The organism is Williamsia muralis, from assembly GCF_051487485.1.
Taxonomy (GTDB): domain Bacteria; phylum Actinomycetota; class Actinomycetes; order Mycobacteriales; family Mycobacteriaceae; genus Williamsia; species Williamsia muralis_B.
Genome location: NZ_JAHVCV010000027.1, coordinates 1 through 2,402, shown reverse-complemented (window position 1 = coordinate 2,402; position 2,402 = coordinate 1). Strand labels below are relative to the sequence as shown.

Here is a 2,402-nt window from a genome sequence, read left to right as displayed (position 1 = left end):
CTGACGGCGCTCATTGAAATTCCCCAGTAACGCTCACTGAAATTCCCCACCCGTGTGGCACCGCCAACGAGGGCGGGTCTCCCTCGATGCTGATGGTCTCTGACCACTCATCAGCTACTCGAAGGAGACCCGCTTTCTCATGCTTACATGGGAGGACGATATGGAAGTACACGCCCTGCACAAACGAGGGTTGACGATCTCGGCGATCGCCCGCCACACCGGCCGAGACCGCAAAACGGTCCGCGCCTATCTCAACGGCACCCGCTCGCCCGGCGAGCGGGCGCGCAGCGCCGTCGATGCGTTCGAGGTGTTCGTCGCCTACATCACCGCACGCTTGATCGACGACCCACATTTATGGGCCCGAACGTTGTGCGATGAGCTCGAAGACCTCGGCTACACCCAGTCCTATCAAACGCTGACCCGCCAAATCCGCGCTCGGAACCTGCGCCCGGTCTGCCCGCAATGTCAGACCGCGACCAGCCGACCGAACGCGATCATCGACCACCCTGCGGGTGAAGAGACGCAATGGGATTGGGTGGACCTACCGGACCCACCGCCGTCGTGGGGCTGGGGTAAGACTGCGCATCTGCTGGTTGGGTCGCTGGCCCACTCGGGGCGTTGGCGGGGCTTCCTGGCCGCCGATATGACCCAGCCGACGTTGATCGCCGGCCTCGACCGGGTCACCCGCCAGCATGGCGGCCTCACGAAGGTGTGGCGGTTCGACCGGATGGCCACGGTCTGCCATCCCGATTCGGGTTCGGTGACAGCATCTTTCGCAGGCGTGGCCAAGTACTACGGAGTCAGTGTCGCGATCTGCCCGCCCCGGCGCGGGAACCGCAAAGGCGTCGTGGAGGCAGCCAACCGGGTCGCCGCCCAGCGGTGGTGGCGGACCCTGGGCGATGACGTCACCGCCGAGCAAGCCCAGAAGAGTCTGGACACGTTCTGCACCCGCCGAGGAGACACCCGCGTCCGGGTCACCGCTGACGGAAGGTCCACCGTCGCAACAGTTGCCGATCGTGAACCCCTAGCATCGCTGCCGAGTGCACCCTATCCGGCGATGATGACCGAGACCCGGAAGGTGAACCGGCAGGCGTTGGTGGCGTGGAAAGGCAATCAGTATTCGGTGCCGCCGGAGCTCGCGATGGGCGAGGTGACCGTAACCCATCAGCTCGGCGACGCCCACATCGATATCGCCACCGCCGGCGGGATCGTCGTCGCCCGCCACCGCCTCGCCGCTGAGGGGTCGGGGGTGATGGTCCGCGATCACGGCCACGTCCATGCGCTGAACACCGAGGCGATGGCCACGGCCAACACCGGTGGACCTCCGCACCGCCGCAAACAACGGATCCCACCCGGCAAGAGCGCGCTCGCTGCTGCAGATCTATTGCTGAACAACAACTCCCACACGGTAGCCACGGCCGACGAGTCTGCCACCGTGATCGACATGAGCGCTTATGAGCGCGCCGCACAGAACAGGACCACGCTGCGATGACCCGCACCAAAACAACAACCACCACCAACGCGGTGCCTGAGCCGGCGACGCAAGCTGAGATCTCGGTCTACCAGCAACTGCGGCACCACCTGGCGGTGCTCAAACTCCACGCCGCCGCGGAGGCCTTACCGGGGATGCTCGAGCGGGCACAGGGCGAGGGGTGGTCGATGACCAGCACCCTCGAACAACTCCTGGCCGTAGAAGTCGAAGAGAACCAGGCCCGGCGCCTGGCCGGCCGGTTGCGGTTCGCGAGCCTGCCCACCCCAGCCACCCTGGACGGGTTCGACTACGACGCCGCTCCCGGCGTGGACCGCCAGCTGATCGCCGAACTCGGCACCTGCGGATACCTCGAATCAGCGACAAACGTCCTGCTCATGGGTCCGCCAGGCACAGGAAAGACACATCTGGCGGTCGGGCTTGCCCGAGCGGCGGTGCACGCCGGGTACCGCACCTACGTCACCACCGCTGCCGATCTGGCGGCCCGCTGCCACAAAGCGGCTATCGAAGGCAGGTGGGCCACCTGCATGCGGTTCTATGCCGGGCCGACACTCTTGGTGATTGATGAGCTGGGGTATCTGCCGTTGCCTGCCGAGGCTGCCTCTGCGTTGTTTCAGGTTGTGGCACAACGATATTTGAAGACGTCGATCGTGATCACCACCAACCGCAGCATCTCCGAATGGGGCGAAGTCCTCGGCGACACGACCGTCGCAGCGGCCATGCTCGATCGGCTCCTGCATCGCTCGGTAGTCCTCAAACTCGACGGCGATTCCTATCGCCTGCGAGACCACCACGCCCGATCAGAAAACCACCGCACCGCCGCCGGAACCATCCGCCGGCCGCTACAGTAGACCCACCTCACGGGTGGGGAATTTCGATGAGCACCACTGGGGAATTTTCCTGAGCCCCGTCA

General features: G+C 65.2%; 2 protein-coding genes. Both read left to right on the top strand.

From position 1 onward, the window contains the following. Window positions 1-139: 139 nt before the first annotated feature. Entirely contained in the window at window positions 140-1,492 is a 1,353-nt protein-coding gene (locus KXR83_RS26740; RefSeq protein WP_023955293.1) for a Mu transposase domain-containing protein, read from the top strand. After that, complete coding sequence (gene istB / locus KXR83_RS26735) at window positions 1,489-2,340, top strand: IS21-like element helper ATPase IstB (protein ID WP_023955291.1); 852 nt, start codon at window positions 1,489-1,491, stop codon at window positions 2,338-2,340. Before KXR83_RS26740 ends, istB begins: the two co-directional genes overlap by 4 nt. The last annotated feature ends 62 nt before the right edge of the window (window positions 2,341-2,402 follow it).